We start from the raw sequence: 24,388 nt of genomic DNA on the forward strand, positions 1-24,388 counted from the left end.
TCAGTGCCCTTTTTGGTGCCAGAGTTGGTGCCAGAATGAGGACTCTGACATGGCAGGGCAGGTGCGTCACCTGAAGGTCAAGGGCGGGCGGTTCTATGCGCGAGTCGCCGTCCCCAAGTCGGTGCAGGCGACCCTCGGCAGGACCGAGCTGGTCACGCCGATCGGGGGCGAGCGCCGCGCGGCCATGAGCCTGTCACGGTCGGTCTATGCCAACCGCCTGCGCCTCGCCGTCGCCGGCGCGGTCGAGCTGGAGGAGCTTGAAGCCCTGATCGGCTACGCCGCCGACGACCTCGACCGGAAGGGACTGGCCCCCAAGGTGCCGCGCGCCGAGCTGCTGCGCGCTCTGGCCGAGGTCCATCTGGACGCCCTCGCCGTCGCGGAAGGACGCGACGAGGGGCGCATCAGGACACCCGAGCCGACAAGCCCGCTGCTGACCCAGCCCGAGCCTGGCAACGACGACGCGCCGCCCGTCCCGCTGAAGAAGCTGTTCCGTGAGTATCTGGCAAGCCGTCAGGCCCTCGGGAAGCACAAGGACGGTGCGCGCCAGTGGGAGAACGCCGTCGTCGACCTGGCGAAGTTCGTCGGGCACTCGGACACCCGCCAGATCACGAAGCGCAACCTGCTGGACTGGCGCGACCACCTGCTGAAGTCCGGCAAGTCCGCGAAGACCGTTGCGAACGGCTACCTCGCCGCCGTCCGCGCCGTCTTCCGGTGGGCCTATGAGAACGACCGGCTGCCATCCAACGAAGCCGAGACCGTCCGGCAAGAGGTGCCGAAGGTCCAGCGCAGCCGCGAGCGCGGTTATACCACCGTCGAGGCGGTCAAGGTCTTGAAGGCCGCGACCAGCTACGCCCCGCCCGTCACCGACAACCCGGCGAACCGGGAAAGCGCCGCGATCACCGCCGCGAAGCGCTGGCTGCCTGTCCTGGGGGCCTTCACCGGGGCACGTCCCGCCGAGCTGGCGCAGCTACGCAAGCAGGACGTGCGGGAAGAGGACGGCCGCTGGATCATTCGCATCAGCCCCGACGCCGGTTCGGTGAAGGCGGGCGACTACCGTGACGTGCCCCTGCACCCGCAAGTGATCGAGCTTGGGTTCGCCGCGTTCGCCCAGGGGGCGAAGGAGGGGCCGCTGTTCCACAACGGCACGAAGCCCGAGCGCTTCCTTGCCTCGGCCCGCGCGACCGCCGGGCGCGTGTCGCAATGGCTGCAAGAGAAGGAGCTGGTCCCGGCAGGCGTCCAGCCGTCGCATGGGTGGCGGCACCGCTTCAAGACCGTTGCGCGCGAGATCGGAGCCGATCCCCGCGTCGTCGATGCCATTCAAGGCCACGCGAGCAAGACGGCAGGGGATGACTACGGCGACGTGTCAATTGCGGCAAAGCTCCGCGTGATCGACGCGCTACCGAGCTACAAGTTCACCGCCGGATAATGTTGCAAAGTCCTCTCGCGGTTTAGCAAAGACCTGTTCCGCCACTGATTCGGTTGTGGTATATAAATACCATGTTAACGAGCTAGTCGGTTTCCATGTCCATGCGTTCCAGCCTCGCCCGCGCCTTCGGGCGGGGCACCCCTACCGAGAACAAGAGCGTCACGCTGACCGACCCGGCAGCGCTGTCGCTTTTCGGTATCCAGCCCAGCGCGACCGGCATCCACGTCAGCGCCACCAGCGCGATGCGCGTTCCTGCCGTCGCCTGCGCTGTCGGTTTGATCGCGGAAACCTGCGCCGGCCTGCCGTTCAAGCTCTACGCCCGCGCGGACAAGGCAGCACTCACTGACCACCCGTCTTTCCGCCTAGTCCACGATGAGGCGAACCCTTGGACCTCGGCCGAGGAGCTGCGCGAGGAGCTGACGACCGACGCGCTACTCCGCGGCCATGGCTATGCCTTGGTTGTCCGCAACAGCCTGGGCGACGCCTTGGAGCTGCACCGGCTCGACCCTGCCCTGGTGACGCCCGAGACGACAATCGACGGCGAACCTGTCTACCGCGTCCGGCAGGTCCAAGGCGGCGACCGCCTCTATCCTCACACCGAAATCCTGCACGTCCGCGCATTTGGTGGCGTCAGTCCGATCATCCTGGGCCGGGAAGCCATCGGCCTCGCTATTGCCGCCGAGGCGCATCTTGCCGGCTTCCATGCGAACGGCGGGCGCCCGAGCGGCATCATCAAGCACCCCGGCAAGCTCGATGCCGAAGCCCTGAAGAAGATTGCCGCGAGTTGGTTCAAGACCCACGGCGGCGAGAAGTCAGGCGGCACGGCCGTCCTCGATGAGGGCATGGACTACCTGCCTGTGACTGGCAGCCATGCTGACGCGCAGTTCCTGGAGAACCGCATCGAGCAGGTCCGCGAGATCGCCCGTATCTTCCGCATCCCGCCGACGATGCTGATGGAGCTGTCGCGGGGCACCTGGTCGAACTCGGAGCAGATGGGCCGGCAGTTCCTCACCATGACGCTGCGGCCCTGGCTGAAGCGCTGGCAGGCCGCCTATGCGCGCGTCCTGCTGAAGCCCGAGGAGCGCGCAACCGCCTACGTGGAAGCCCTCACCGACGATCTGCTGACCATCGACCACGCGGCCCGCGCCACCGCCTACAGCCAGTATCGGGCGATGGGTGCCATGACAGCGAACGAGGTCCGCGCCGGCCTCAACCTGACCCCGCACACCAACGGGAACGAGCTGGTCAACCCGTTCACTTCCTCAGCCCACGCGCCGAACGCCCCCACAAAGGAGACAACCGAATGACTACTCGGGACCGCGCTTTCTTCGGCGATGCCGATCATGACTTTCACCTGACCGACGCCATGATCGAGGAACTGGAACGGATCACCGGCGCGGGCATCGGCACGCTGTATCTGCGCGTCGCTCACTCGCAATATCACGCGCGCGAGCTGGTCGAGATCATCCGGCTAGGGCTGATCGGCGGCGGCATGAACCCCCAACGCGCCGCCGAGCTGGCCGCAACCTACGCGAAGGACCGGCCGCTCGCCGAGATCTTCGGGCTCGCCCTAGACGTGCTGGATGCCCTCTTTTCCGGGAAGCCTGACGAGGTTGCGGCATGAGCGACCGCCTGGAGCTGAAAGCGCAGATCACTACCGAGGCCAGCGGCCAGATCACCGGCATCGCCTGGCCCTATGGCACCGCTGACCGCGTCGGCGACGTGGTCGAGAAAGGCGCCTTCGCCTTCCCGACCCGCCTGCCGATCCTCTGGGCGCACGACCCGGCCGAGGCTATCGGCATCTGGGAGCAGATCACCGACACACCTGAGGGCCTCACCGTCAAGGGCCGGCTCCTGATCGAGGACGTTGCTAAGGCCCGCGAGGTTCACGCCTTGATCCGCGCTGGTGCCGTCACCGGCCTGAGCGTCGGGTTCGTCACGAAAGCTGCCACCCCTCGCCCGCGCGGCCGGACCATCAGCGCCGCCGAGCTGCACGAAGTTTCTGTCGTCGCCATCCCCTGCAACCCCGGCGCGCAGATCACGGCCATCAAAGCCGCCACCCCCGCCACCATCGAACATCATGGAGATATCGCACCGATGGAGAATGAGAATCTGAACCCCACGCAGGAAGCGGCCCCCGTCGCCAACGCGCCCCAGATCGACCTGAAGGCGTTCGACGTCCTGAGGGCCCGCCTGGATGCTCTGGAGGCGAAAGCCGCCCGTCCTGGCGTGGCCGCCCCTGCCATCGTCGCAGGCGATGCCGAGCGCAAAGCCTTCACCCGCTTCCTTCAGACGGGCGAGCTGGACACGAAAGCCCTGACCGTCGCCAACGACGCGCCCCGGTTTGTCCTGGCCCCCGAGGACGTGTCCAGCGAATTCGTCCGCAATCTGGTCGAATGGTCCCCTGTCCGGTCCATCGCGGACGTGCGCTCCACCACCTCGCACACCGTCCAGATTCCCAAGCGCACCGGCATCACCAACGCCAAGTGGAAGGGCGAGACCGCTGCCCGCGAGGCGTCCGAGCCGACCTTTGACGAGCAGGAAATCGCCATCAAGGAGATCAACACCTACGTCGATCTTTCGCAGTGGATGCTTGAAGACTCGGCGAACGTCGAAGCCGAGGTCCGCCTCGCCCTGGCTGAAGACTTCGGCCAGAAGGAAGGTCTGGCGTTCGTGAAGGGCGGCGCTGCCCCGGAAGAACCCAAAGGCTTCCTGACTGCCCCTGGTATCGCCGAGCTGAAGAACGGCCACGCCACCACCCTTTCGCCCGATGCCCTGATCCGCATGGCCTACTCGCTGCCCGGCGCTTATCGCAGCCGTGCGACTTGGGTCATGTCCGGTGCGACCCTTGGCCTGATCCGGGGCATGAAGGACGCGCAGGGGCAGTATCTGTGGCAGCCGTCCTACCAGGCGGGCCAGCCCGAAACGATCCTCGGCCGCCCTGTAGTCGAGCTGGTCGATATGCCCGCCGTCGCTGACGCTGCCACGCCTATCGTCTTCGGCGACTTCAAGGCCGGGTTCCGTATCTATGATCGGGTTTCGCTCGACGTCCGGGTTGACCCCTACACGCAGGCGACGAACGGGCTGGTCCGCTTCCACGCCCGCCGCCGTGTCGGCTCGGACGTGGTTCGTCCCGATGCGTTCCGCAAGCTGGTCATGGCCGCCTAAACCATGACTACGCTGCGGCCTTGCACCGAGATCGCCCTGACCCACGCCGGCAACAGCGTGGTTCTGCGGGCATCGCTCCGGGCCGCGGTCAACATCGACAACCTGGATGGCGGGCTTCCTGCCGTCCTGGACCGCCTCGCAGGGGGGCACTTGTCCACCGTGAAGGCCACCATCCGCGCCGCCGCTACCGACCGGCACCAGGCTGAGCGCTTCCTGTCGAGCCTCGACGGGCAGCCGCTGCGGCCCTTCCTGGAGGAGGCTGCACCCGCCTGTGTCGCCCTGGTAGCTGCGACCCTGCCCTCGCCCGAGGACGACCAGGCGAAGCCCAGATCGACCACCCGCGCCGAGACCACCGGCAAGCCCTGGGCCGCACACTTTACCGACCTTTACCGCTACGCGACGGGCTGGCTGGGCTGGACGCCCGCAACCGCCTGGGACGCCTCCTGCGACGAGATCACCACCGCCTTTGCAGCCCATGTTGGCCGCCTGGTCGCGGTCAACGGTGGTAAGCGCGACGACGAAGCCGACGACCCGGAAGGCCCGGTCAACGTCTACAGCGCCGACCGCATGACCGAGATCGAGGAGCTGGGGCACGACCCCGCCTTTCAGCGCGACAAGCTGCGCGCCCTGAAAGCGAGGATGGGGTGACCCGCCCGGCTCGCCTCTGCACCTGCGGTCAGATCGTCCCGCACGGCGTCACCTGCGCTTGCCAGATCGCGGCCAAGCGCGAGCGCGACCGTCGCCACGACGCCCGACGCCCGTCCAGTCATGCGAGAGGTTATACCGGCGAGTGGCGGCGCAAGTCTCGCGAGTGGCTGATCTACCATCCCGACTGTGCAATGTGCGGACGCCCGGCGGACCTGGTCGACCACGTTCAGTCGCACAAAGGTGACCCCACCTTGTTCTGGGACTGGCGCAACTGGCAGAGCCTCTGCGCGGCTTGTCATAATCGCCATAAGCAACGCCAAGAGCGTTCACAGCCGCTTCAAGATATCAGGATTGTGTAGAAGCTTCTTCGTCGGCCGGTGAAGACGAAACTCGGACGTGCAGGCTAAGTAGCTTGCGCCAACGCCTTTCCCCATCAAACTTGAGCTCGATCTCGAAGGTTCCCGATTTTTTTGCTCTAAAAGGCAGCCCTTTAAGCACAATCAGTGCCGCTGCGTCTTCGTCCGCTATTTCAATTGAATATCCACCGCTTTCTTCCTGGCGCTCAGGTGTCTTGATTTTAAATTTGCAAATGTGATTGCCTGGGTTTAATCCAACGAAGGTTGTGAATAATGTATATTCAACATTGAACTCGTCATACTCTGTTTCAACAGAACCTGAGACAACCCCAACTAGAGTGTGCGTGCCGCCAATTTCACTGCGAACATCTTCGCAGAGGATTGAGTTAATATTAACTGACATTTTCGAACCGGACTTCCTGTCGCGAAGCTACGGCACGTGGTGGAGATCGTCTTGTCTTTCCAGCCTGTGTTCTAGCATCAGCAGGCTTCCAAATAGCATTGACCTCCATGGCCATAGGTTGTGCAGAGTGGGCACCACAAAAGCTACGCGGCATATGATTCAATTGCTTAGCTTCGTTTTGTCGATGAAGGTGAACCTCAGGAACAAACCCTAGGGCCCAAGCAATATCGGACAATGTGCGCAGGGTCATATTGCCTTGCCCACGCAGAATTTTTGAAAGCGTTCCCTTGTCCATTCCAATCTTCCTGGCAATTAGCGCCTGGTTGATCTGGCGGTCATTCTTATTTTCTTCAAGAAAAGCTTCGACTAGGCAGCGACGCGTATCGCCGAAGAACTTAGCTGACGCTAAGTCTTTCTCGTCAATCTCAAAGTCGAAGAAGGTCATTTATCTCTCCATGGATAAACTTAGGAGGGTCTAGATCGAGTGAATTCCTGTGAGCGCAGCACTGAGCGATACATCCTTGATAGGTTATGTTTCTATCAGCGAGTTTCCTTTTGGTCGATATAACAGACGCAATGAAGTCTCGCCGGCGCCAGAACCAACCAAAGATTCTAAGATCTGGGGTGCGAAGCTCGTGGATCCAGTCAGGGTGCTCGATGAGGGTTTTTGGTCTGAAGTTGTGGATAGGCTCGTTGACCATCAAACGTCGGAAGACGTCAGCAAGTTGCTGCGATGGTGTCTCAACCCCCTCAAACACGCCATCTGACTTCAGCGTCTTGAGGTTCTCATGAATCCACTGACCTGCGAGTTCACCAATGTATATACTCCTTACGACCTCTGCCCCCAGCGCAAGGCGGGGCGGCCATAGCTGGAGAGGACCACCGTTGCTTGCTAGTTGCCGCGCTGTTGGCATAAATGTCAACCTTCCAAACGCATAAGTTTCAACACAGTGATGTCAAATCATCGCCCATGAGGGCTGACGCAGCAGCGTCGAGGGGTCTCGCTCGGTGCTAACCTATCTGCGACCTATGCCTAGGCATAGTGGGGGTGGTTCTAGAAAACCGCAAGGAGTCGACAAACCGGCGGTCCAAGGCGCGCACAAGATACGTCCGAAATAACTTTTTCAGTCCAGGGTAATATGATACCATGACCGCTGTGAGAAGTTGCCCTGTGTCTTGTGAGTATGCCTGTTCCCATTACCCTGATCCGCGCGCACCTGAACCTTGACCATGACCACGACGACGAGCTGCTGACGCACTACACCGACGCCGCCGAGGCGTGGGTCGCGGCCTACACCGGCCAGCCCTTCAGCCGGCACTCGCTGGAGACGCAAGCGGTCCTGATGCTGGTCGCGCACTCTTACGAGAACCGCGAGGCCGTTTCGTTCGCCAACCCGTTCTCGCTGCCGTTTGGCGTCCATGACGTCCTTTCGCCGCTGAAGGCCCGCATCACCGGGCACCAGGCCGAGGTGACGGCATGAGCATCACCAGGCAGAGCAGCGACCGGCTGGCGAAGCGCCTGGCTGCGGTCGCGCCCGAGATCAAGGCGAAGCTGGTTCCGGCCCTGGTCAAGTCTGCCGAGGAGGTCGCGGACAAGGCGCGCGCCCTGGCCGAGGCGTCCCGGCGCACCGACGAGACGATCGAGAGCATCACCGTGACCCCGCCCGGCGGCACGACCCCAGCCTACGCCCAGGGCAGGCAGAGCACGCGGGCGCATGAGCTTCAGGCCCTGGTCACGGTTGGCTCGCCCGAGGTCCGCACCGGGCACCTGGTCGAGTTCGGCACCGGCGAGCGCCACCACGCGGACGGCACCCCAACCGGCAAGATGGAGGCGCAGCCCTTCATGTTGCCCTCCTGGCGCTTGTCGAAGGCCCGTGTCGAGCGCAGGATCAACCGCGCCATCAACGCCGGCGTGAAGGCTGCCGTCGCGGGCGGGAACGGGGGCAGTAATGACGCCTGACCTCGCCTTTCAGACCGCTGTCCGTGCCGCCCTGGTGCCCGCCCTTGCGGGACTGGTGGAGCCTTCGAGCATCCGCACCGGCACCACCCGGCCCGAGAGCTTCCCGGCGGTGCTGATGTCCATTTCGGGCATCGAGATCACCGGCCGAGCTGCGGGCGGGCAGATCGTGGCGCAGCTCGACGCCATGCTGCACGTCTGGAGTTGCGACGATGACGCTGAGACCGCCCAGGCGATCGGCGCGACCATCCTGCGCGCCGTCCTGGACGCGCCTAGGGCCTCGGAGATCGCCTTCGACGCCTGGCACCGGCCTTCGCTCGCCTGGGTCGCGGACCCCGCCCGCGAGGCGCTGCACGGCGCTGTGTCGCTGTCTGCCGTTGTGAGGTGGCGGGAATGAGAGCCGGCAAGCTGACACATACCATCGCCATCGAGCGCGAGGTCGAGACCGTGAAGCCGTCCGGCCATGTTTCGCGCACCTGGGCGACCATCGCCACCATGCGCGCCGAGCAGAAGCAGGGAAGCGCGACCGAGTTCCTCGCCGGCTTCGGCGAGGGCACCGAGAGCAACGTGATCTTCCTGATCCGCTGGCCGGGCATCGAGATCACCGTCGCCGACCGGATCACCCACGCGGGCAAGAGTTACAACATCAAGAGCTTGGTCGAGATCGGGCGCCGTCGCGGCCTAGAGCTTAGGGTTTCTGCAGCATGACTCCGCCGGGACAAACAACTTCAGCAGTCTCCCTTGCCACAGCTGCACCTTCGATATGCCGTCCTTCTAAGTTTCTTGCTTCTACCTCTAAGAAAAGACCGCACTTACCACCATCAGTAACAAGCTTGGGCATATCTACGACTGTTCGGCCAGCTTTAGTGATAAGCGGCAATCCAAAAAAAAGAAGAAGAGCCACGATCATCAGACCTGCAGCTCCACCGATCATCGTCTTTCTCATCGTCATTCCAGCCCTCCGCCACAATCACTGACAAAATCCAAATGAGTATTCATACACGAGGCCGCAAGCCCGGCCTAGTCGCCGATCGCGAGGCCCTGACGATGGTTCCGCCGGCGCCTGCCTGGCTATCCCGCTGGGCGAAGGCCGAGTGGAAGCGCGCGGTCCCAGAGTTAGTGCAGCGGGGCATTCTGACCCGCGCCGACTTGGGCGCAATGGAAAGCTACTGCGTTGCTGCTGGATCGGCTCGGCAGATCACCGAGGCAATGGCCGCCATGCTGCTGCCCGACCTAAAGATGGGCGGCCTGCAAATCCGCTATGCCACCCTGGCGCGTCAGCTAGGGGCAGAATTGGGACTGTCACCTGTCACCTGTCAGCCGATCGAGGATCGCGGGCGCCTCTGCCGCAGAGGATGATGCCCCAAACCCGCTGGACGTGTGACCATGACCGCCAGCACCTTCCCGACGTGGATCACCTCGATCGACCCGGTCCCGGACCCCACAGGCGCAGGCGAGCGCGCCGCCACGTTCCTGCGCCGGCTGCGCCATCCCAATGCTGCCAACGTCAACGCCCCGCCCGGCACCCTGGCGTTCCCGCGCGCCTTCCACCTATTCCCGTGGCAAGAGCGCCTGGTCCGCGCCATCTACTCGCCCAGGCACCCGGATGGGTCGCGCGTGGTGAAGACCGTCTTCCTTATGCTGCCCCGTGGCGGGCGCAAGACGAGCATCGCCGCCGGCCTGTCGCTGCTGCACCTTTTCGGCCCCGAGACGCGCCCCGCCGGGCAGATCGTCTTCGCCGCCTGCGATCGCGAGCAGGCATCCATCGGCTTCCGCGAGGCCGCGAACATCATCCGCGAGGACAAGCGCCTGCTGGGCGCGGTGAAGATCAGGGACGCCTTCAACTCGAAGAAGCAGATCACCTTCAACCGGAACGGCTCGACCCTGACCGCCCTGGCGTCCGATGGGGGCGCGGCCCACGGGCTGACGCCGTCGTTCACCCTGGTTGACGAGGTCCATGCCTGGAAGGGCCGCGACCTCTGGGAGGCCATCAAGAGCGGGCAGGCCAAGGTCGACGACAGCCTCATGGTCATCTGCACCACGGCAGGCCGGGGCGCCGACAATCTCGCTGCGAGCCTCTACGACTACGCCCGCCGCGTGGCATCGGGCGAGATCATCAACCCCGAGTTTCTGCCCGTCCTGTTCCAAGCCGAGCCGGGTGACGACTGGCGCGACGAAGCGGTGTGGCACAAGGCCAACCCCGGCTTGACCCACGGCTTCCCGTCCCTGTCCGGTCTCAGGGCGCTGGCGAAGGAAGCCGAGGACAATCCGGCCGAGCTGGCGAGCTTCAAGCAGTTCAACTTGAACATCTGGCAGGCGAACAGCCGCGACCCGCTCTTCGACCTCGACACCTGGGACGCCCGCTGCCTGGACGACGACGAGGCCGATCTCGAAGCGCTGCCCGCCTACATTGGCGTCGACCTGTCCGTGTCGGGCGACCTGTCTGCCGTGTCGATCGCCTTCCGGCACAATGATGGACAGATCACGCTGCGATCGCGCCTGTTTGTGCCTGGCGAGGGCCTGAAGGAGCGCAGCGACCGCGAGGGCATCGACTACGCCTTGCATGAAGCGGACGGGCGCTGGCTGACCGTCTGCCCCGGCCCGATCATCGACCACGCGGCCGTCGAGGACCACATTCGCGAGCTTTGCGCGACCTGTGACGTCCAGCAGATCGCCTTCGACCCGCATCTCGCCCGGCGAATGATGCAGGAGCTGCACGAGGATGGGCTGCCCGTGATCGAGTTCCGGCAGGCGCCTTTGACGATGGGCGTTGCCGCCGGCGACCTAGAGCGCGTGGTTAATGGACGCCTGATCCGGCACGATGGAAACCCGGTCCTTCGCCATCACTTCGACAACGTCGCTGCGAGCCGGCACCCCGTCACCGGCCTAACTCGGATGCACAAGACCCGAGACACCGCACGAATTGACGGCGCCGTCGCGTCCACAATGGCAGTTAGTCGCGCCGTAATGGCAGAAAACACCAGATCGCGTTATGAAGATGACGACGTTACTGGCCTGATGATGATTTAATTAGTGAGACTGTTATGAGCGAAAACGCAATGCCCGGTCTGGTAATCGACATTGAAGGTCGAATTACGAAACTTGAGCAATCTCTGAAACGCGCCAATGACAAGCAGCGAAAAGCTGCTGCCGAAATGGAAGCGCGCGCCCGATCGAGCGCCAAAAAGATGGAAGCTGCCTATCAGAACATGGGCAACAACATCGGCGCCGCCTTCAAGAAACTCGCCGGCCCCGCCATTGCCATCGCGGGCGTTGCCAGCATCCAGCAGCTCGCGTCGAAACTGAACGGCCTGGCGAACGATTACCGCGAGATCGAGAACACCCTCCGCGGCATCGGCGAGACCACCGACGAGGCCGCCGAGAAGCTGGCAGGCGCCGCGATGCGCAGCGGGGCCGGGCTTCAGGACATGGCGGGCGCCGTGGCCCGCATCCAGAAGGCCAGCGAAGGCGGCTATGACGAGACCATCCGCCGCGTCGAGACCCTGACGAAGCTCCTGGCCGTGGGTGGCGCCAGCGCCGAGGAGACGTCCAGCGTCGTCACCCAGCTCGGACAGGCGCTGTCGTCCGGCGTCCTTCAGGGCGACGAGCTGCGCAGCCTGCGCGAGGCCGCGCCGGTCGAGCTGCTGGACGCCATCGCGCGGGCAGCCGGCACCACCCGCGCCCAGCTCAAGGACTTCGGCGCCGATGGGAAGCTGACCAGCGACATCATCCTGAAGGCCCTGGACGACATGGCAGCCCAGGCCGACGCCTCCTTCGGCAAGATGGACCTGACCGCCGGTCGCGCCGCGAACAACATGGCGACGGCGATGACCACGTTCTTCGGCCGCTTGGACGAAGGCACCGGCCTGTCGCAGCGCCTGGCGACCGCCATCAACGACCTTGCCATCTACCTCAACGACAATGCCGACGCTGCCGAGCAGTTCGGGCGGTCCCTCATGGCCGGCTTCGACACCGCCATGCAGCTCGCCGAGGATGCGGGCGCGAAGCTGTCGCAGCTCGCCGACATGATCCGCGACGGCCTGGGCTTCCCCGAGTTCGAGGAGCAGGCAGTCGGCACCGGCGTCACCGTGACCGAGGCCCTGGCCGAGATCGTCGGCGCCGTCGCCACCCTCAACGGCGCCATCGAGGGCGCAGCCGAGGCGACCCGCGAGGCGTTTGCGAAGATCCCCGATGCCATCAGCGGGGCGATGCAGAGCGCCATCAACGCCGTGATCGGCGGCGTCGAGAGCATGGTCAACCGCGTCCTCGACGGCGTCCGCACGGTTGCCCAGGCGGTGGACAGCGTGACCGCGAAAATCCCCGGCACCGAGGGCACCAACCTTGCCGCCGGCATCGGCACCGTGACCCTGGGCCGTGTGTCGGGCCTGGCGACCAACTACAGCACCCGGTCGATCGGCGACGCCTACGAGGAAGGCCGCGCCCGTGGCGAGGCTGCGGTCAACGACCTGGCCGAGGGCTTCAGCGACTACGTCGAAGGCGTCTACCAGGGGCACCTGGACCGCCGGAACCGCGAGGGCGCCGAGGACGACGCGGCCCGCCCGTCCAAGCGCGAGACCGTCGAGCCGGAAGGCACCGGCGGCGTTGGCGGGGGCGGCAAAACGCGGACCAAGGGCGGCAAAGGGGGCGGTAAAACCAAGCGCGCCGAGCCGGACCTCTTCGAGAGCGCCCGGCAGAGCATCACCGACCTGGAGCGCCAGCTTCAGTTGATCGGCCTGACGAACGAGCAGGTCGCGACCATGCAGGCCAAGTGGGCGCTGCTGGACGAGGCGAAGAAGCGCGGCATCCCGGTCAACGCCGAGCTGAACGCGAAGATCGAGGCCCAGGCCGCCCAGGTGGGCAAGTTGACCGGCGAGCTGGAGCGCGCCGAGATCGCGCAGGATCGCTTCGACAGCGCCATCGACGGCATCGCTGGGGCAATGGCTGGCGCCCTGACCGGTGGGCAGAGCCTGCGCGAGGGCCTGGCGGACGTCTTCAAGGGCATCGCCGAGGACATTCTGAAGAGCGGCATCAAGGACGCCCTGGTTGGGCAGTTCGGCGGCGCCGGCAGCGGCTTCCTGGACGGTCTGCTGGGCTGGGGCATGTCCATGTTCACCGGCGGCGTCTTGGGCGGCGACAGCCTGTCCCAGGCCCTGCGCGGGACCGGCGCCTTCGGCTTCGCGACCGGCGGCTACACCGGTGACGGCGGCAAGCTCGAACCGGCAGGCGTTGTCCACCGTAGCGAGTTCGTCCTGTCGAAGGCTGCCGTCGAACGCCTGGGCGTCGGCAACTTGGAGGCGCTGCACCAGAGCGCCCTGAAGGGCTACAGCGGGGGCGGCCTGGTAGGTGACAGCGGGAAGGCCAAGCGCGCCGTCAGCAGCGCCACTAGGGCCGCTGCGGGCGCCCCGACCATCACCATGTCGCCGACGATCAACGTCAACGCGACCGGCGGCACCTTCGAGCAGAACGCCGACCTCGCGAAGCAAATCTCGGCCGAGACCGAGCGCGCCATGCGCGCCATGATCCAGCGGGAGTTGGTCGAGCAGATGCGCCCTGGCAACGTCCTGTCGCGCCGGTAACACCCACACTGCCGGAGAGCGCCGGAGAGAGTCACCAGCGGCCTTGAGGGCTTCGCCGGCGGCTGGACAACCGAGAGCACCCTGAAGGCCGCCAGTGACTCGATGCGGGCTTCCCAGGACTCACCGGAACGGCAAGACCCCGCCCCCGACCGGCAGAGGGTGACGGAAGACCCCGACGGGACGCTAGTTTCGGTCTTGCCAGTGGCGGAGGCGGGACCGCGCGCCAGCGCGGGACAGCCGGAGCCTGGGGGACGGGCAGGTTCCTGTTCTTCCTGGTGGAGGGGGTGGCCCTGCGGGCGCGTCAGCCGGGACGTGGGAGATGTAACGCTTGTCCGGCGCCCGTGTTTACCTGTTACTTCAAGAAGTAAATAAGAAGTAAGTAAGTATACTCACGCAGGACAAGCGTTACATCATCCGTGACCCCGTCCCGGTATGACCCCACAGGGGCACCACCTGCTTGGTCTACAGAGAAAGCACCCGCTGCCGCTTGTCTGTCCCGGCTGACCTTCCCAGGCGTCATCCCGCCCCGGCACCCGTATATCTCCCACAACGCAGGTCATCCGCCCCGCGCCGCTGCGCGGCTGTCGGCGACCGACCGTCCGGCCTGACCCGGTCCAGCTCGCCCCACGCGCAGGTGAAAATTTACACCTTGAAGGTCCGGCCTCAAAGGTGTAAATGTAAACCTAACATATCATAGGAGAACCACATGACCCGCCCGCCCAAGCAGTCCACCTTTTCAGTCCCCGTGGAGATGGGGGAGCGTCTTCGCCAGATCGCCGCCGCCAAGCAGTGCGACAGCGTCTTTGACCTGCTGTCTGCCTACGTCCGCGAGGAGATCGAGGCGGGCACCATCCCGCGCGGCATCCCCGGCATCACGGTCAGCGCGGACGGCGAGGAGGTCCGCATCAGCGCCAACGAGTTCACGCTTGCCGTCCAGCGCCAGCTTGCCAGCCGCTTTGCCGAGACCCTGCGCGCGGTCGCTAGGAAGGACGCGGGCGCGGCCGTGCCGGGGGTGGAGATCAAGCGCACCGGCCGGGCTGGCCTGAAGATCGTTCGCTCCGAGAACGGTTCGTTCCTCGGCTTGAGCGATGCCACCGCTGCCGAGTTGGCTGGCCTGATCGAAGAGAAAGCTGCCACCGCCTGAAACGAGAATGGGCCGGAAGCGCGCCAACGCTTTCCGGCCCGAATGTCATTGCCAAGGCCCGGACACCATATCATGACCACCACCCCCCTTCAATCCGCCGGAACACAGAAACCCCTGTTTTCGCCCGGTTGTTTCGGCTCGGCTTTGGGCTTCAAGGAGGACGAGACCTGCGGCACCTGCGACTTCCGCGACCAGTGCCGCCCGGTCCATCTGATCGCCAAAATGGAGTTTGCTGTCTGGGAAGAGGAAAACTGGTTCAAGTTCCACAAGGGGCGCGATGCCACGCGGAAACGTAAAGAGCGCGCATCGGAGAACGGTGGCGCGGTTGTTTCCATGACACGCGCCGTATCTCGACCCGACCTGTCCGGCATGACCGCCGAGGAAAAGGCGGCACACAAGAAGGAACAGACGCGGCTTCGAGTTGCGCGCCATCGTGCCGAGAAAGCAAAGCAGAAAGAAATGGAGAGAGACCCGCTGCTCGCGATGCTCTGACCTTGTCGAGAGTCAACCTGATTCACATATCCATTCACACCGAAGTGCCAGAAGCATCAGGTTGGGGAAAGACGGCGAGTGCCCCGGTTTGGTCACCGACGAATAACCCCGTCAGAGCGCAGAAACCGACCCCGTCCTTTCTGGTCGACCTCGTGGCGTTCATAAAAGGCCCGGCGAGTAATTGCCGGGCCTTTCTATTTCCCGAAAGTAAGTATGCACTTAGTAAGTCCGCATTAAACCCTAGTAGCGCTTTTTCTGTTGCGGGCTGATTCGCGTCATGCGATTCAGCGGCATTGCAAAAACGAGGGAACTAAATGACGGCCTTTCTGAACGATGCCGAATGGCGCGACCTGATTGCCACGGCGGTGAAAGCCGCACAGGACGACGCCGACCCCGACACCGAGGTCGCGATGACCCTGTCACCGTTCGTTTGCCCGGAGAGTGCCCGCGAGGACATCGACGCCCAGTCGGTGTTGTCAGCTTCTTGAAACAAAAATACCCACAGCGCCGGCCCTGGGTAATATTGCTAAAATGACGCAAGGTCACGCACACAGGAAATTGACACCCTGCTACTGCGCAGGTCCGCAAGTCAAATCAGGTTTGGTCGCCAAGATTCGCCTTGTGGATAACATCAACAGCGCCGAGGCGCAACACAAGGACATAGCCTATAGGGCAATTAACCCTGCACTCCGCAAACTGATCGCCGCGCAGCAGGCAGTTTACAGCCCGCTGCTGTCCGAAGCTGACTTGTTCAACAAGTTCCTTTCGGAGCCGATCCTCGGCCCCCGTCGCCGCAAGTATGCCACGGTTGAAGCCTACTACCAGGACTGGGCACCCCAGGACTTCGGCGACATCGACCTCGACGACCTGCACGAAAAGGTCTGGGAGATTGTGACGGGCTCGGGCGACGACGCAGAGCTGCCGCCGGTCGAAGACATGGCCGCTGCCTTCCGGCGGATGGCTGAAGTGCTCGACCGCATCAACGAGGACTTCGAGGCATACCGCGCGGCGGCAACGGACTTCACTATCTCAACCGGGATGGAGACAGGCGACGAGGCAGCCGACTACGCAGCTTATGAGGCTTTCGAGAAGGCGCGCAGCGAAGGCGAACCGTGCTACGCTGTTCCGCCGACCGAGGCAGAGCTTGCAATAGCCGAACTGGAAAGGATTGTCGGTAAGATGAAAGCTGCCAGCGAGGGGAGCGCCAGGGCATGACCATCACCGCCCGCGAAGCCTTCATCGACGCGCTGAACTCGCAGCGCGCCTTCCCCAGCGACCACAAGGAACCCGAACTGCACCGCCTCTGTGGTGCGGTCTGGAACGATGCAGGGGAGATGCCGCTGGATGAGCGCTGGGTTGTCCGCGACTTGATTCCGGGTTGGGTCGACGCGGACGAGTGGGAACTCAAGGGCCGGACCTACTCCGGTGCCGCCCGCCTGATCCGGCCGACATTGAAGGATGGGGCTGTCTGAACCTCGAGCACCGGGACTTAACGTAGCCGTTTTGTCGCACGTGGCTCAGCGTTCCCAATGGACCTTAGCTGAGCATCGTCATTGACATATTCTACCGCGCCCAACGACAGTAGGCCCGATAGTTCATCTCGCCGTCGCTCACGCAGGCCACACCCAAGGTTACGTCATAGATTTCGCTGATAAAGTCAAAGAACTCGCAAAAAGATCGCATATTGCTGCACAGCACGCCTTAACCGAAGAGGCTACAAAGACATCGGTCGTTCTGCCTCTGCTGCAGGCCCTCGGGTTCGATCCTTTTAACCTTTCGGAGGTAACACCGGAGTTTATCGCGGATGTTGGCATCAAGAAGGGTGAAAAAATCGATTTTGCACTTAAGATTGATGGCAAGATACAGGTCTTAGTAGAAATAAAGCCTATTAGCCAATCTTTAGGCAGCTCCCAATATTCACAGCTCTACCGATATTTTGGTGTTACAGAGACTAGGCTTGCAATGCTTACGAATGGGAGAGATATCTGATTCTTCTCCGATATTGATGCGCCCAACAAGATGGACAAAAAGCCTTTCTTTTCTTTTGACCTTCAGGCGTATAATACAAATCAACTAAGTGAGCTTGCAAGATTTCAAAAGGACGTTTTTGACATCGGTTCAATTCTTGAGGCTGCATCCAACCTCAAATATGTCGAGTCCGCCGCAGCGTTTCTAAAAGAGCAACTTGAAAAGCCGAATGATGACTTCGTAAGGTTGATTGGTAGATCTATTTACGAAGGCAGCCTAACGAAGAACGTTCTGGAGCAACTGCGCCCTGCAGTGCAGGCTGCGTTGGACGAGGTGGTTCGGGATAGGATTCAGGACAAGCTGAGCATCTCGCTGCCGTCAAAGCCAAGCTCCGACACCAGGGAACCGCCGGCTGCGCCTGTGGAAGCTTCAACAGATGAAGTGGTTACTACTGATAACGAGCTTCAAGCGTTTATGATAGTTCGCGCAATAGGCGCGAGTGTCATGCCGGTTGAGCGGATTACTATGCGCGACTCGAGGTCCTATTGCGCGATATTTGCTGATAACAAGAATAATAGGCCGATTTGCAGACTCTACTTCAATGCTAAGAGCGTTAGGAGAATTGGTGTTTTTAGCCCAGATAAATCTGAAAGCCGCTATGAAATCGATGACCTTGCAGATATTTACAAGTATTCTGACGAGATTAAATCAGTTGTAAAAGCCTACGCGTAAGCTCTAATTCCTGAAATGGATAGGGCCTCGGCGCACCAGCGACCGGGGCTTTCTCATGTCTGGTTGCCAGATCCTCGATGTTCCCATTATGTTCAGAACGATACTAACCTATGTGATTCCTTGTAAGTTCTCGACATGGCCCAATGGACACGGAAGCGCGCAGAACCTAGAGACCGCTGGATCGTCCTGCGCGATCACCAGCCAGTCGGCGTAATCTACCGAACACAAGGCGGACGATGGGCCTGGCGCTGCGACGTGACCGACCAGGAGGGCGAGACCTACACCGACGACCTCGCCCTCGACGTGATCCGCGCCCTGACCGTCCTGGAGCTGGAAAGGCTCAAGTGACGCGGCGTCAGAGGTGCCAGAATCAGGGTCAGAATCGGTGCCAGATCCTCTAATAACTAGTTGATTTCATTTAGATAACCGACTTTTCAATCCTCTCTCGCAGCACCATCTTTCCCTTCCGATGTTTCCCTTCCAACGCTCGCGTCTGGAACCCTGCGTTGCGCCACAGGTTCACCCCGTTCAAGGGGATGATGACATGGCGCGGCACGGCAAGGACAGCAACATTCCCAGCGCGGCCCGACTGCTGGAGGATGTCCTGCGCACGCAGGCAGGCGCCTTCGACAAGAGCCTGGGCGCGCTGACCAGCGACTATGACCCCGAGCGCCTGCACAAGGCGCGGGTTGCGCTGCGGCGGCTGCGCTCGGCCCTGCAGGGGTTTGCGCCCATCCTGGACAAGGACGAGGCGCGCAAGCTGTCCCGGCAGGCCCGCGATCTTTTCCGCATCCTCGGTCCGCTGCGCGAAGCAGACGTGGCGGTCGAGTCCTTCGCCACCGAAGCCGATCGCGAGTTGCTTGCGGCCAGGGCTCTCGCGCTTCGGGGCGAAACCCGTGACCGGCTTCAGGCGGCCGGCGTCGATGCCTTCGCGGCGCGGGTCGAATCCGGCCTGCGCGACGGACGCCTGCTGGGGAAGGGGCCGCCGGCCCGGCGACTGGCCCTGTCCGGCGCGCCATTGCTGGGCGCCCTTGCCCTGCAGGAGGTCTGGACCCGCGTGCTGGCCTATGGCGACTCGATCGCCGCGCTTCAGGAAGAGCCCCGGCACGACTTCCGCAAGGACATGAAGACGCTGCGCTACCTGACCGAGTTCTTCCTGCCCGTGATGGCCGGGCGCAAGCCCGCCAAGTTCATCAAGCGCCTCGAGAAGCTGCAGGAAGACCTTGGCGAGCTGAACGACATCGCCGTCCATACCCGGGGCGGGTCGCTCGAGGGGGATCTCCAGCGCCGGGCCGACCGGGCGACCAAGGCGGCCGAGACGCATTGGGCGAAGCTGCGCAAGGCCGGGCCCTGGTGGGGCTGAGCCCGCCACCTTGCTTCGCGTACGCTTCGGGACCACATCGGGCGCATGAGCATCCCGCCCCGTTTCGACGTCACCGCCGACCAGATTTCCCGGGTCGTCCAGACCTTCTATGCCGCCGTCCGCCGGCACGAGGTGCTGGGACCGATCTTTGCCGGCCATGTCACCGACTGGCCCACGCATGAGGAACGCATCGCCTCATTCTGGCGCAACGCGATCCTTTACGAGCGGGGCTATGACGGCAATCCGATGCAGGTCCACAGAAGGGCGGGCGACGTGAAGCCCGCGCATTTCGACGACTGGCTGATGCTGTTCGACGCGACGCTGATCCGGGTGCTGCCGCGCGACACGGCGGTCGCCTGGTCGGCGCTGGCCCACCGGATCGGGGCAGGGCTGCGGATGGGCGTCCGCGACACGGGCGGTCCGCCGATCCTGCGCTAGCGCCGCGTGATCCGCAGCCGGATGCCGTCGCGACCCCGCACGGTCAGGCGGGCGACGGGCACGGGGTCCACGGTCCCCCGTGAAAGCCGCAGCTCGCGGCAGATCACGGCCAGCATCAGCGGCCCCTCGATCATGGCGAAACCTGCGCCGGGGCAGACGCGCTGGCCGGCGCTGAAGGGGATGTAGGCGGCACGCGCGCAGGCGCGGCCGTTCTCGGTGTCCCAGCGCGCGGGGTCGAAGGTGTCGGGATCGTCCCACAGCCGCTCATGCCGGTGCAGGTGCCAGGGGGACAGGACGACCTGCGTGCCGCGCGGCAGATCGCGGTCGCGCAGGCATTCGGGCTGCACAGTTTCGCGCACCATCATGGGGACGGGCGGGTAAAGCCGCATCGTTTCGCGGAAGACGGCGCGGGCGGTCTTCAGCCGCGACACGGCGGACAGGTCGGGCCTGTCCCCCCGCAGCACCTCGGCGGCCTCGGCCGCCACGCGGTCCTGCCACTCGGGCGCAGCGGCCAGCAGCCACAGCGCCCAGGCGAGCGCGCTGGCCGAGGTCTCGTGCCCGGCCAGGAAGAAGATCGCCACCTGGTCCACCATCTCGTCGGGGGTGAAGCCCCGGCCCGTCTGCGGGTCGGGCGTGGTCATGATCTTGGTGGCAAGGTCGTCGGGCGCCCGGCATTCCGCGATCTCGGCCGCACGGGCATCGACCATCCGGGTAATGAGGCCCCGGATGGTGGCGGCCGTGCGCCGGGTCCCCCGCCCGTGCCAGCGCGGCACCCATGCGGGCAGCGGCACCAGCGCGGCAAGGTTCACGATGGGCTGGGCATCCTGGTGCGCGCGGAAGGCCGCGAAGACCCCGGCCGCCGTTTGGTGCTCGATGGGGACGGAAAACAGCGTGCGGAAGATCACGTCGGCGGCGGCATGGCTGGTTTCCGGCTCGACGTCGATCTCGGTTCCCGCATGGGCGGCGAGGCGCCGGGTCGCGGAAACCGAGGCGTCCCACATGGCGGGCAGGGTCTGGCCGAGGCGCCCGCCCTCGAAGGCGGGGTCGATGATGCGGCGCTGCCGTTCCCACAGCGAGCCGTTGGTGACGAAGACCGACTGGCCCAGCAGCGGGGCAAGTCCCTCGCGCAGGCGGTTGGACTTGGGAAAGTCGCGCGGCCGGGCCTGCAGGACCAGCCGGACCAGCGCCGGGTCGTTGCAGACCACGCTGCGCAGCAGGGGGCTGCGGAACTCGGCCATCCAGGCGCGGTAAAGCCGCGCGGGCAGGGCCGACAGCAGGTCGCGCCGAAAGCGCAGGGCATAGCGCAGGACGCCCCCGCGCCCCTCGGTCGTGGGCGGCTTGGGCGGGATCATCGCTCGGTCCCCGGGCCAGAGGAACTTCTTCCTGAAGAAATACCCCACGGGGGCGCGGGGGTGTGAAACCCCCGCCTTCGGCTGCGCGGCGCTTGGGTCATGGCGCACCTGTCCTGCGGCCTGGCCAGTTGTTGACGGCGCGCGCAATGCGGCCGGGCGAGTGGCTGCGGCCGGCATAGCGGTCAGCCAGCCGCCGGGGCCCGGCGGTGATGGCGAAGTAATCGTAGTCGCCCGGCCGGTCAAAGGCGCAGAGATACTGGAAATGCAGCCGGAACCAGCGGCCGCGCAGCTTGCGCTGCCTTTCGGGGGACAGGGTGCGCGTGAAGGCCGCCGACAGCACCAGCGGGCCGCGCCGGTCCGGCGGCTCCACCCCCGAGACCGCCACCGGATCGCAGAGGCCGAAGCAGCAGGCATCCCCTGGCGCGGTGACATCCACCCATGCGACCTCGGGCCGTGCCGAAAGATGGCGCAGGTCCGCCCGCAACCGTCCCGCGCGCGGCAGGAACGACGCCATCGGCACGACATGGCCCAGCGTCAGCAGCGACAGCCGCCCGTCGGTCCGCGCCCGGCCCGAGCGGATCAGGTCGGCCAGCACCGACACGGCCAGATAGGCGCCCGAGGAGTGGCCGACCACCAGCAACTCGTCCCAGTCGCCTTCCAGCACCTCGGCGATGCGGTCGGCAAAGGCGGCGATGCGGGCTTCCAGAGCGGGCGGATAGGCCCCGCCGTCCTGCGCGGTGAAGGCATAGTCATGCATCAGGTAATAGGCGAAGACATGCCCGTCGATGCGCCGGAACCACCACAGGACCGACGCCCCCGCGCCAAGGCCCAAAGCCAGTCCCGGCAGCCAGTGGGCCAGACGTGCGCCCATCGACCAGACCGCCCCGCCGATGGCCAGCGCCAGCGCCAGTTCCGCCAGCAGCACCACGATGGGATAAAGCGCCGCGATCACCGGCGCGCGCCGCAGCCGCATCAGCCGGAACAGCGCGCCCGAGGCGACATAGGTCCATGCCGTCCGCACGAGCTGGCCGTAGGTCGCCGGGATCGAGCGTCCCATCGAGCCCTGCACCACGTCCGCCCAGACCAGCACCTCGATGTCGGCCTGCGCCGTGCCTTCAGGAAAATGCCCCGTCACGCCCCAGCCGAAGCCCGTGCGGTCGCCGCGCGGGCCGAAGTCGAGCCGATAGCCGGAAATGCGCGCCTGTTCCTCGCCCTCGCGGCGGTACAGCTCGCGGTAGCGGCGCGGCGGGATGGGGTCGTAGCCGGGAATGTACAGCACCCGGCGGCGGAACGGTCGGGTCATCTGACGCCCGGATTGTTGCGCGCGCAGCATATTGCCTGGCGCAGCGGGGGCAAGCAGGGGGCTGCTGAGCCGAAGAAGGGGCTTAGCCCCGGCCTTCGGCCTCCCCGGGGGTTCGGGTCAGGAAGAACCGGCAGGTGCCTGCGGGCGGATCAGGCGGCAGTCAGGTTCCAGCGGCGTTCCAGCGCCTCGATGGCGGCGATGCGGCGCGGGATCGGGGGGTGCGAGGCCAGCCAGTCGACGGGGCGTCCGGTCATTCCGGTCAGCTTGTCCAGCCGCGACAGCAGCCCCTTCTGCGGGCCGGTGCCGAAGCCTGCCTTGACCATCAGCGCGGCGGCGAAGGCGTCGGCTTCGAACTCATCCTCGCGTGAGAGTTTCGCTGCCAGCGCCGAGGCGACAAGCGTCGCGATCCAGGGTCCGATGAAGGGGATGAAGCGGCCGAAGGTCGTCGCCAGCACCACGCGGACAAGGTTCTGCCCGGCGAAATCCATCATCCGGCGCCGCGCATGGCCGTGGGTGACATGGCCCAGCTCATGCGCGATGACCGAGGCAAGCTCGGCCTCGGTCACGCGGCCCGCGTCGAACTGGTCCAGAAAGCCGCGCGTCAGGAACACCCGCCCGTCCGGCGCGGCGAGGCCGTTCACCGGCTTGATCTCGAAGACATGCGCCTTGACCGGTCCGATGCCCATGGCGCGCCCCAGCCGGTCAAGCGCCGCCGAAAGCCTGGGATCGTTCAGCGGGGTGGAGTTCGCGGTCAGTTGCTGGCGAAGGCGCCAGGCCGACAGCAGCCACATGGCTACGGCGTAAAGGACGATCAGCAGGATCGGAAGAAGCTTCATGTCGCCAATCTGGGTGCGGCGGGGCCCGCGATCAACGGACGGTCAGCCGAGAAGGCGCATGGCCCGGGTCAGACCTTCCAGTGTCAGCGGCATCATCCGGTTCTCGAAGATCCGGCCGATCATGCCGATGGAGGGCGTATGGCCCCAGTGGCGTTCCGGCACCGGGTTCAGCCAGACATGGTCGGGCCAGGTCTCGCACAGGCGGCGCAGCCACAGCTCGCCCGGCTCGGGGTTCCAGTGCTCGTTGGCGCCGCCGGGCGCCACGATCTCGTAAGGGGACATCGAGGCGTCGCCCACGACGATCACCTTCCAGTCGCGGCCATAGCGGTGCAGCAGGTCCCAGGTCGGGACCGTCTGGTCCCAGCGGCGGCGGTTGTCGCGCCAGACGGATTCGTAAAGGCAGTTGTGGAAATAGAAGTGCTCGAGGTTCCTGAACTCGGCCCGGGCAGCCGAGAACAGCTCGTCCACGACGCGGATGTGGTCGTCCATGCTGCCGCCCACGTCCAGAAGCAGCAGCACCTTGACGGCATTGCGCCGTTCCGGCCGGGTCTGGACGTCGATATAGCCATGGTCGGCGGTGGCGCGGATGGTGCCGGGCAGGTCCAGTTCCTCGGCCGCGCCATGCCGCGCCCATTGGCGCAGGCGCTTCAACGCGACCTTGATGTTGCGGGTGCCCAGTTCGACCGTGTCGTCGAAGTCCCGGAACTCGCGCTTGTCCCAGACCTTGACCGCGCGGCGGTGGCGGCTTTCGTCCTGGCCGATCCGCACGCCTTCGGGGTTGTAGCCGTAAGCCCCGAAGGGCGAGGTGCCGGCCGTCCCGATCCACTTGTTGCCGCCCTGATGGCGTCCCTTCTGCTCGGCGAGGCGCTGGCGCAGCTTGTCCATCAGGGCCTCGAAGCTGCCCGCGCCCTCGACGGCGGCGCGCTCCTCGGGGGTCAGCAGCTTCTCGGCCAGCTTTTCCAGCCATTCGCGGGGCAGGGCGGCCTCGCTGACCAAGGCCTCGACGGGGATCGTCTCGAGCCCCGCGAAGCTTTCCGCGAAGGCGCGGTCATAGCGGTCGATGTGGCGTTCGTCCTTGACCAGGATCGCGCGGCCGACGGTGTGGAAGTCGTCCACCGACCAGCCCGCCACCCCGGCCTCCATCGCGGCCATCAGGTCGAGCCATTCCCGCAGGGAAACCGGAACCCCGTGGCGGCGCAGCGCGTCGAGGAACGGGCGGAACATGC

At 64.8% G+C, this 24,388-nt stretch carries 29 protein-coding genes; 22 read left to right on the forward strand and 7 right to left on the reverse strand.

Annotated elements, in window-relative coordinates; all coding sequences use genetic code 11:
- The first annotated feature begins 49 nt into the window (after window positions 1–49).
- The 6 genes from CK240_RS02175 (at window position 50) to CK240_RS19130 (ending at window position 5,601) form a co-directional block, all read left to right on the forward strand.
- Complete coding sequence (locus CK240_RS02175) at window positions 50–1,426, forward strand: tyrosine-type recombinase/integrase (RefSeq protein WP_095638675.1); 1,377 nt, start codon at window positions 50–52, stop codon at window positions 1,424–1,426.
- Window positions 1,427–1,521: 95 nt separating this feature from the next.
- Window positions 1,522–2,733 carry a phage portal protein gene (locus CK240_RS02180; RefSeq protein WP_240517247.1) on the forward strand — a complete coding sequence of 404 codons (1,212 nt, stop codon included), beginning with the start codon at window positions 1,522–1,524 and terminating at the stop codon, window positions 2,731–2,733.
- Entirely contained in the window at window positions 2,730–3,050 is a 321-nt protein-coding gene (locus tag CK240_RS02185) for a gene transfer agent family protein (protein WP_095638676.1), read from the forward strand. The genes CK240_RS02180 and CK240_RS02185 overlap by 4 nt, the downstream gene beginning before the upstream one ends.
- Window positions 3,047–4,594 (forward strand): phage major capsid protein, encoded by a 1,548-nt coding sequence (locus CK240_RS02190; RefSeq protein WP_095638677.1) that lies wholly within the window; start codon window positions 3,047–3,049, stop codon window positions 4,592–4,594. The genes CK240_RS02185 and CK240_RS02190 overlap by 4 nt, the downstream gene beginning before the upstream one ends.
- A 3-nt stretch (window positions 4,595–4,597) precedes the next feature.
- Complete coding sequence (locus CK240_RS02195) at window positions 4,598–5,242, forward strand: hypothetical protein (protein WP_095638678.1); 645 nt, start codon at window positions 4,598–4,600, stop codon at window positions 5,240–5,242.
- Window positions 5,243–5,433: 191 nt separating this feature from the next.
- Complete coding sequence (locus tag CK240_RS19130; protein WP_240517259.1) at window positions 5,434–5,601, forward strand: HNH endonuclease; 168 nt, start codon at window positions 5,434–5,436, stop codon at window positions 5,599–5,601.
- Here CK240_RS19130 and CK240_RS18135 read toward each other — a convergent pair.
- Together CK240_RS18135 and CK240_RS02205 are read right to left on the reverse strand one after the other, a co-directional pair.
- On the reverse strand, window positions 5,588–6,001 hold the full coding sequence (locus CK240_RS18135) for a hypothetical protein (protein ID WP_135058775.1): 414 nt from the start codon (window positions 5,999–6,001) through the stop codon (window positions 5,588–5,590). The two genes, CK240_RS19130 and CK240_RS18135, sit on opposite strands and share 14 nt — an antisense overlap.
- The gene (locus tag CK240_RS02205) at window positions 5,991–6,446 is read right to left on the reverse strand and encodes a helix-turn-helix domain-containing protein (protein ID WP_095638680.1); all 456 of its coding nucleotides are present in this window, start codon (window positions 6,444–6,446) and stop codon (window positions 5,991–5,993) included. The genes CK240_RS18135 and CK240_RS02205 overlap by 11 nt, the downstream gene beginning before the upstream one ends.
- Window positions 6,447–7,185: 739 nt before the next feature.
- On the opposite strand from CK240_RS02205, the gene CK240_RS02210 reads away from it, so the two are divergent.
- Genes CK240_RS02210 through CK240_RS02225 form a run of 4 tightly spaced genes read left to right on the forward strand, consistent with a single transcriptional unit; the run spans window position 7,186 to window position 8,666 of the window.
- Window positions 7,186–7,482 (forward strand): head-tail connector protein, encoded by a 297-nt coding sequence (locus tag CK240_RS02210; RefSeq protein ID WP_095638681.1) that lies wholly within the window; start codon window positions 7,186–7,188, stop codon window positions 7,480–7,482.
- Window positions 7,479–7,961, forward strand: coding sequence for an HK97 gp10 family phage protein (locus tag CK240_RS02215; RefSeq protein ID WP_095638682.1), 483 nt, complete (start codon window positions 7,479–7,481; stop codon window positions 7,959–7,961). The genes CK240_RS02210 and CK240_RS02215 overlap by 4 nt, the downstream gene beginning before the upstream one ends.
- Window positions 7,951–8,355: a tail completion protein gp17 gene (gene gp17, locus CK240_RS02220; protein WP_095638683.1), complete on the forward strand. Its 405-nt coding sequence runs from the start codon at window positions 7,951–7,953 to the stop codon at window positions 8,353–8,355. The genes CK240_RS02215 and gp17 overlap by 11 nt, the downstream gene beginning before the upstream one ends.
- Window positions 8,352–8,666 carry a phage head closure protein gene (locus tag CK240_RS02225; RefSeq protein ID WP_095638684.1) on the forward strand — a complete coding sequence of 105 codons (315 nt, stop codon included), beginning with the start codon at window positions 8,352–8,354 and terminating at the stop codon, window positions 8,664–8,666. Before gp17 ends, CK240_RS02225 begins: the two co-directional genes overlap by 4 nt.
- Here the strand turns inward: CK240_RS02225 and CK240_RS18140 are convergent.
- Window positions 8,647–8,910, reverse strand: a complete 264-nt coding sequence (locus CK240_RS18140) for a hypothetical protein (RefSeq protein WP_135058776.1) — start codon at window positions 8,908–8,910, stop codon at window positions 8,647–8,649. The genes CK240_RS02225 and CK240_RS18140 overlap by 20 nt on opposite strands.
- A gap of 35 nt (window positions 8,911–8,945) precedes the next feature.
- On the opposite strand from CK240_RS18140, the gene CK240_RS02230 reads away from it, so the two are divergent.
- The 12 genes from CK240_RS02230 (at window position 8,946) to CK240_RS02275 (ending at window position 19,671) form a co-directional block, all read left to right on the forward strand.
- Window positions 8,946–9,317 carry a P27 family phage terminase small subunit gene (locus tag CK240_RS02230; protein WP_240517248.1) on the forward strand — a complete coding sequence of 124 codons (372 nt, stop codon included), beginning with the start codon at window positions 8,946–8,948 and terminating at the stop codon, window positions 9,315–9,317.
- A gap of 27 nt (window positions 9,318–9,344) precedes the next feature.
- Window positions 9,345–10,988, forward strand: coding sequence for a terminase large subunit (locus CK240_RS02235; protein WP_095638685.1), 1,644 nt, complete (start codon window positions 9,345–9,347; stop codon window positions 10,986–10,988).
- 14 nt (window positions 10,989–11,002) lie between these two features.
- Window positions 11,003–13,534, forward strand: a complete 2,532-nt coding sequence (locus tag CK240_RS02240) for a tape measure protein (RefSeq protein WP_095638686.1) — start codon at window positions 11,003–11,005, stop codon at window positions 13,532–13,534.
- Window positions 13,535–14,240: 706 nt separating this feature from the next.
- A complete protein-coding gene (locus CK240_RS02245) occupies window positions 14,241–14,678 on the forward strand; it encodes a hypothetical protein (protein WP_095638687.1) in 438 nt (145 codons plus the stop codon).
- 72 nt (window positions 14,679–14,750) lie between these two features.
- Entirely contained in the window at window positions 14,751–15,170 is a 420-nt protein-coding gene (locus tag CK240_RS02250) for a hypothetical protein (RefSeq protein ID WP_135058777.1), read from the forward strand.
- A gap of 314 nt (window positions 15,171–15,484) precedes the next feature.
- The gene (locus tag CK240_RS18590; protein WP_167649946.1) at window positions 15,485–15,658 is read left to right on the forward strand and encodes a hypothetical protein; all 174 of its coding nucleotides are present in this window, start codon (window positions 15,485–15,487) and stop codon (window positions 15,656–15,658) included.
- Between the two features lie 112 nt (window positions 15,659–15,770).
- A complete protein-coding gene (locus CK240_RS02255; protein WP_167649947.1) occupies window positions 15,771–16,385 on the forward strand; it encodes a hypothetical protein in 615 nt (204 codons plus the stop codon).
- The gene (locus tag CK240_RS02260; RefSeq protein ID WP_095638690.1) at window positions 16,382–16,642 is read left to right on the forward strand and encodes a hypothetical protein; all 261 of its coding nucleotides are present in this window, start codon (window positions 16,382–16,384) and stop codon (window positions 16,640–16,642) included. The genes CK240_RS02255 and CK240_RS02260 overlap by 4 nt, the downstream gene beginning before the upstream one ends.
- 211 nt (window positions 16,643–16,853) lie before the next feature.
- Complete coding sequence (locus CK240_RS19135) at window positions 16,854–17,159, forward strand: type I restriction enzyme HsdR N-terminal domain-containing protein (protein WP_276303282.1); 306 nt, start codon at window positions 16,854–16,856, stop codon at window positions 17,157–17,159.
- 30 nt (window positions 17,160–17,189) lie between these two features.
- Window positions 17,190–17,870 carry a hypothetical protein gene (locus CK240_RS19140; RefSeq protein ID WP_240517249.1) on the forward strand — a complete coding sequence of 227 codons (681 nt, stop codon included), beginning with the start codon at window positions 17,190–17,192 and terminating at the stop codon, window positions 17,868–17,870.
- 544 nt (window positions 17,871–18,414) lie between these two features.
- Window positions 18,415–19,233 carry a CHAD domain-containing protein gene (locus CK240_RS02270; RefSeq protein WP_167649948.1) on the forward strand — a complete coding sequence of 273 codons (819 nt, stop codon included), beginning with the start codon at window positions 18,415–18,417 and terminating at the stop codon, window positions 19,231–19,233.
- A gap of 45 nt (window positions 19,234–19,278) precedes the next feature.
- A complete protein-coding gene (locus CK240_RS02275) occupies window positions 19,279–19,671 on the forward strand; it encodes a group III truncated hemoglobin (protein ID WP_095638692.1) in 393 nt (130 codons plus the stop codon).
- Here CK240_RS02275 and CK240_RS02280 read toward each other — a convergent pair.
- The 4 genes from CK240_RS02280 to CK240_RS02295 all read right to left on the reverse strand — a co-directional run bounded on the left by CK240_RS02280 (window position 19,668) and on the right by CK240_RS02295 (window position 24,386).
- Window positions 19,668–21,023 (reverse strand): cytochrome P450, encoded by a 1,356-nt coding sequence (locus CK240_RS02280; protein ID WP_095638693.1) that lies wholly within the window; start codon window positions 21,021–21,023, stop codon window positions 19,668–19,670. The two genes, CK240_RS02275 and CK240_RS02280, sit on opposite strands and share 4 nt — an antisense overlap.
- Before the next feature lie 97 nt (window positions 21,024–21,120).
- The gene (locus CK240_RS02285; protein ID WP_095638694.1) at window positions 21,121–22,326 is read right to left on the reverse strand and encodes a hypothetical protein; all 1,206 of its coding nucleotides are present in this window, start codon (window positions 22,324–22,326) and stop codon (window positions 21,121–21,123) included.
- A 149-nt stretch (window positions 22,327–22,475) separates the two neighbouring features.
- On the reverse strand, window positions 22,476–23,162 hold the full coding sequence (locus CK240_RS02290; RefSeq protein WP_095638695.1) for a M48 family metalloprotease: 687 nt from the start codon (window positions 23,160–23,162) through the stop codon (window positions 22,476–22,478).
- Window positions 23,163–23,204: 42 nt separating this feature from the next.
- Window positions 23,205–24,386, reverse strand: coding sequence for a vWA domain-containing protein (locus CK240_RS02295; protein ID WP_095638696.1), 1,182 nt, complete (start codon window positions 24,384–24,386; stop codon window positions 23,205–23,207).
- Between the last annotated feature and the right edge of the window lie 2 nt (window positions 24,387–24,388).

The sequence above is a fragment of the Paracoccus salipaludis genome (assembly GCF_002287065.1).
GTDB classification, from domain to species: domain Bacteria; phylum Pseudomonadota; class Alphaproteobacteria; order Rhodobacterales; family Rhodobacteraceae; genus Paracoccus; species Paracoccus salipaludis.